We start from the raw sequence: 4,148 nt of genomic DNA, 5'->3' as shown, positions 1-4,148 counted from the left end.
CCACACCGGCATCGAGAAGAACCTCGAGTACCGGACGTGGACGCAGGGCACGACGTTCGTGACGCGCATGGACTACCTCACGCCGTTCTTCAACGAGACGGCGTACTGCATGGCGGTCGAGAAGCTGCTCGGCATCGAGGGCGACATCCCGGACCGTGCCAACGTCATCCGCGTGCTGCTGATGGAGCTGAACCGGCTCTCGTCCCACTTCGTCGCGATCGCCACAGGCGGCATGGAGCTGGGCGCCACCACCATGATGATCTTCGGCTTCCGGGACCGCGAACTGGTGCTGGATCTCTTCGAACTGATCACCGGGCTCCGGATGAACCACGCCTACATCCGCCCCGGCGGCCTCTCGCAGGACCTGCCGCCCGGCACGGTCGACGCGCTGCGCGAGTTCCTGAAGAAGATCAGGAAGAACCTGCCGGAGTACGACGCGCTCGCCACCGGCAACCCCGTCTTCAAGGCCCGGCTCAAGGGCATCGGCCATCTCGACCTGGCCGGCTGCATGGCGCTCGGCGCGACCGGTCCGATCCTCCGCTCCGCCGGACTCCCGCACGACCTGCGCAAGGCACAGCCCTACTGCGGTTACGAGACCTACGACTTCGAGGTCCCCACCGTCGACACCTGCGACTCCTACGGGCGCTTCCTGCTGCGCCTGGAGGAGATGTACGAGTCGCTGCGCATCGTCGAGCAGTGCATCGACCGGCTGGAGCCGGGCCCGGTCATGGTCGGCGACAAGAAGATCGCCTGGCCCGCGCAGCTCGCGCTCGGCCCGGACGGGCTCGGCAACTCGCTGGACCACATCAGGAACATCATGGGCACCTCCATGGAGGCCCTGATCCACCACTTCAAGCTGGTCACCGAGGGCTTCCGGGTCCCGCCGGGACAGGCCTACGCGGCGGTGGAGTCCCCGAAGGGCGAACTCGGCGTGCACGCCGTGAGCGACGGCGGCACCCGTCCGTACCGCGTGCACTTCCGTGACCCCTCCTTCACCAACCTCGAAGCCATGGCGGCGATGTGCGAGGGCGGCCAGGTGGCCGACGTGATCGTCGCCGTCGCGTCCATCGACCCCGTGATGGGAGGCGTCGACCGATGACCACCGCGCCCGACCGGGGGAGCGCCCCGAGCACCCCCGAAGCACCGATGCTCGGCATCCCCGCCATGCCCGCGCCGGACTATCCGGCCGACGTGCGCGAGCGGCTGGAGCGGGACGGCCGCGAGATCATCGCGCGCTACCCCGACAGCCGCTCGGCGCTGCTGCCCCTGCTGCACCTCACGCAGGCGGAGGAGGGCCACGTCACCCGCACCGGCCAGCGCTTCTGCGCCGAGCTGCTCGATCTCACCACCGCCGAGGTCAACGCGGTCGCGACCTTCTACTCGATGTACCGCCGCAAGCCCTCCGGCGACTACCAGGTCGGCGTCTGCACGAACACGCTGTGCGCTGTGATGGGCGGTGACGCCATCTTCGACGAGCTCAAAGAACACCTGGCCGTGGGCAACAACGAGACCACCGACGACGGCAAGGTCACCCTCGAGCACATCGAGTGCAACGCCGCCTGCGACTACGCACCGGTGGTGATGGTCAACTGGGAGTTCTTCGACAACCAGACGCCCGAATCCGCCCGGCGGATGGTCGACGACCTGCGCGCCGGACGCGAGGTGACCCCCACCCGCGGTGCGCCGCTGTGCACCTTCAAGGAGACGGCACGCATCCTGGCCGGCTTCCCCGACCAGCGCCCGGGCGCGGTGGAGGCCACCGGCGCCGGCGGCGAACCCTCGCTGGTGGGACTGCGGCTGGCCCGGGGCGAGGCCCCGGCGGGCCGTCGCGTCAGCCCGCGCGCTGCCGGCGGGCCCGCGGATCAGCCCGTACCGCTGCCGGGCGACGAGGAGAACGAGTGATGTCGACCGAATCCCCGGAGAAGCTGCTCACCCCGGTGCTCTCCGCCAACTGGGACAAGCCCGACGCCTGGACCCTGGAGACCTACCGCCGCCACTACGACGGCTACGCCGGGCTGGCCACGGCGCTGGCGATGCCGCCGGACGAGGTCATCGCGTACGTGAAGGACGCCGGCCTGCGCGGGCGCGGCGGCGCGGGGTTCCCGACCGGCATGAAGTGGCAGTTCATTCCGCAGGGCGACGGCAAGCCGCACTATCTCGTCGTCAACGCCGACGAGTCCGAGCCGGGCACCTGCAAGGACATCCCGCTGCTCTACGCCAATCCGCACTCCCTCATCGAGGGCATCGTGATCGCCTGCCACGCGATCCGCTCCTCGCACGCCTTCATCTACCTGCGCGGCGAGGTCGTCCCCGTACTGCGGCGCCTGCACCTGGCCGTGCGTGAGGCGTACGAGGCGGGCTACCTCGGCAAGGACGCGCTCGGCGACGGCAAGCCGCTGGACATCACCGTGCACGCGGGCGCGGGCGCCTACATCTGCGGTGAGGAGACGGCGCTGCTGGACTCCCTGGAGGGCCGCCGCGGACAGCCCCGGCTGCGGCCGCCGTTCCCGGCCGTCGCGGGTCTGTACGCCTGCCCCACCGTCGTGAACAACGTCGAGTCCATCGCCTCGGTGCCCGCCCTCATGCACAAGGGCAAGGATTGGTTCCGCTCGATGGGGACGGAGAAGTCCCCCGGCTTCACCCTCTACTCGCTCAGCGGCCACGTCGCCAGCCCCGGCCAGTACGAGGCACCGCTGGGCATCACGCTGCGCCAGCTGCTGGAGATGAGCGGGGGCATGCGGCCCGGCCACCGGCTGAAGTTCTGGACGCCGGGCGGCTCCTCGACACCGATGCTCACGGACGAGCACCTCGACGTGCCGCTCGACTACGAGGGCGTCGGCGCCGCGGGCTCCATGCTCGGCACCAAGGCGCTGCAGTGTTTCGACGAGACGACCTGTGTCGTACGGGCGGTCACCCGCTGGACCGAGTTCTACGCACACGAGTCCTGCGGCAAGTGCACGCCCTGCCGCGAAGGCACGTACTGGCTCGTGCAGCTGCTGCGCGACATCGAGGCGGGCAAGGCGGCACCGGCCGACATCGACAAGATCGACGACATCGCCGACAACATCAACGGCAAGTCCTTCTGCGCCCTCGGTGACGGCGCCGCCTCACCGATCTTCTCCTCGCTGAAGTACTTCCGCGAGGAGTACGAGCAGCACCTGGAGGGGCGCGGCTGCCCCTTCGACCCCGCGAAGTCCACCGCGTGGGCCGACGCACAGGCCCCGCAGGACCCGAAGAACTCGCAGAACCCGCAGAACTCGCACCGGGAGGCCTCCGCGTGACCACCGTCCCCGCAACGCAGGAGGACCTCGTCTCGCTGACGATCGACGGAGCGGAACTCAGCGTGCCCAAGGGCACCCTCGTCATCCGCGCCGCCGAGCAGCTCGGCATCGAGATCCCGCGCTTCTGCGACCATCCGCTCCTGGACCCCGCCGGCGCCTGCCGTCAGTGCATCGTCGAGGTGGAGGGCCAGCGCAAGCCGATGGCGTCCTGCACCATCACCTGCACCGACGGCATGGTGGTCAAGACCCATCTGACCTCGCCGGTCGCGGAGAAGGCGCAGCGCGGTGTGATGGAGCTGCTGCTCATCAACCACCCGCTGGACTGCCCCGTCTGCGACAAGGGCGGCGAGTGCCCGCTGCAGAACCAGGCGATGTCGACCGGTGAGGCCGACACCCGGTTCGAGGGCGCCAAGCGCACCTTCGCCAAGCCGGTGCCGATCTCGAAGCAGGTGCTGCTGGACCGCGAGCGGTGCGTGCTGTGCGCGCGCTGCACCCGCTTCTCCGAGCAGATCGCCGGTGACCCGATGATCGAGATGCTGGAGCGCGGCGCGCTGCAGCAGGTCGGTACGGGCGAGTGCGAGCCGTTCCAGTCCTACTTCTCCGGCAACACCATCCAGATCTGCCCGGTCGGGGCGCTCACTTCGGCGGCGTACCGCTTCCGCTCCCGCCCCTTCGACCTGGTCTCCTCGCCGTCGGTGTGCGAGCACTGCGCGGGCGGCTGCGCGACCCGTACGGACCACCGGCGCGGCAAGGTCATGCGCCGGCTCGCAGCGGCCGACCCCGAGGTCAACGAGGAATGGCTGTGCGACAAGGGCCGCTTCGGCTTCCGCTACGCCCAGCGCCCCGACCGCCTCACCACCCCGCTGG

General features: G+C 69.9%; 4 protein-coding genes. All 4 read left to right on the top strand.

Features of this window, described 5'->3' with window-relative positions:
• A partial coding sequence (locus ACRDP3_RS17360) for an NADH-quinone oxidoreductase subunit D (RefSeq protein WP_431517866.1) occupies positions 1-1,099 on the top strand: 1,099 nt, incomplete at its 5' end.
• Positions 1,096-1,902: an NADH-quinone oxidoreductase subunit NuoE gene (gene nuoE / locus ACRDP3_RS17355; protein ID WP_431517865.1), complete on the top strand. Its 807-nt coding sequence runs from the start codon at positions 1,096-1,098 to the stop codon at positions 1,900-1,902. The genes ACRDP3_RS17360 and nuoE, both read left to right, overlap by 4 nt.
• A complete protein-coding gene (nuoF, locus tag ACRDP3_RS17350) occupies positions 1,902-3,281 on the top strand; it encodes an NADH-quinone oxidoreductase subunit NuoF (protein WP_431517864.1) in 1,380 nt (459 codons plus the stop codon). The genes nuoE and nuoF overlap by 1 nt, the downstream gene beginning before the upstream one ends.
• Positions 3,278-4,148 (top strand): 2Fe-2S iron-sulfur cluster-binding protein (locus tag ACRDP3_RS17345; RefSeq protein WP_431517863.1); only part of this gene is annotated, 871 nt, incomplete at its 3' end. The genes nuoF and ACRDP3_RS17345, both read left to right, overlap by 4 nt.

This window comes from Streptomyces sp. (assembly GCF_050698815.1).
Lineage (GTDB): Bacteria > Actinomycetota > Actinomycetes > Streptomycetales > Streptomycetaceae > Streptomyces.
Note: the sequence above shows the minus strand (reverse complement) of the source record. Positions and strands in the feature narration are given on the sequence as shown.

Excerpts from the sequence above, each read along its gene's own strand:
- nuoE (WP_431517865.1), top strand. The coding sequence starts at position 1,096 with ATGACCACCGCGCCCGACCGGGGGAGCGCCCCGAGCACCCCCGAAGCA.
- nuoF (WP_431517864.1), top strand. The coding sequence starts at position 1,902 with ATGTCGACCGAATCCCCGGAGAAGCTGCTCACCCCGGTGCTCTCCGCC.